The following is a 953-nucleotide window of genomic DNA, read 5'->3' as shown; positions in this document are numbered from 1 at the left end:
AGGTCGGACTCGGCTTTACTGATAATGTCATCACTTGCGACGGTATCGATGCCGATAGAGGCGCTGGCGTCCAGATCCAGCCCGACGTGGTGTTTCGTCACCGCCGTCATTTCGTTGCCATGCTCGTCCGTGGTATGGATGCTGGCATGAATCACCGGGTTGTTGACCAGGTTCTGGGTATCCACCGGGATATGGTAGACCAGATTGCCGTTCGCCAGCTTCTCCACTTCACCCGAATAGTGTTGACCATTAATCACCAGCTCAACGGTATCGTGCTCTTTCGCATCGCCGCTTACCGTGCCACTGATGGTGGTCTTGCCGTTATTGTCCGTCGATTCCTTGATGTTGATGAAGTTATCAGCGGTAACGCCATCAATGGTGATATGCGACTGCGTATACAGGTCGGCGCTGATGGTTTTGGTTTCAGAATGCGTGACGCTGTTCCCCACTGGGTCCGTAGAGGTGACAGAGACAGTAAATTCCGGATGAGTTACCAGCTTATGGCTGTTTACCGGAATGCTATAGCCCAGCCCACCGCCCGCCAGCGCGATAACCGAGCTGTGAATCACCGCCCCCCCCTTCAGCTCCAGGGTAACCACATCACCCACTTTCGCATCCACGCCGGTCACGGTACCGGTAATTTGCGTGATCCCGCCGTTGGCTAAAAACTCCTTGATATTAATAAGGTCATCACCCGCGACGGTATCAATATACACCGCGTTTTCCGCGAAGTTATCGAGATGTACGTTGTGGTTGCTGGTGGCAATTGCCAGGTTACCTGCCGCATCGTGGGAAGTGACGCTGACGTGGACCGTCACGTCTTTCAGCACCTGACCGACGTTGTCAGAGAACACCGCAGAATCCACCTCGATGCGATAACCGAGGGTATTTTTCCCGGTATCAATCACCTGGCCGTGATACTGGTAGCCGTTAATCTCTACCAGCACCGGGTC

Annotated in this window: 1 protein-coding gene; it reads right to left on the bottom strand. The window is 54.0% G+C overall.

The features are described 5' to 3' along the window. The coding region (locus OGX96_RS00760; RefSeq protein ID WP_286582012.1) for an Ig-like domain-containing protein at positions 1–953 on the bottom strand (953 nt) is incomplete at both ends.

Source organism: Citrobacter sp. Cpo100 (genome assembly GCF_030332595.1).
GTDB classification, from domain to species: domain Bacteria; phylum Pseudomonadota; class Gammaproteobacteria; order Enterobacterales; family Enterobacteriaceae; genus Citrobacter; species Citrobacter portucalensis.
Note: the sequence above shows the minus strand (reverse complement) of the source record. Positions and strands in the feature narration are given on the sequence as shown.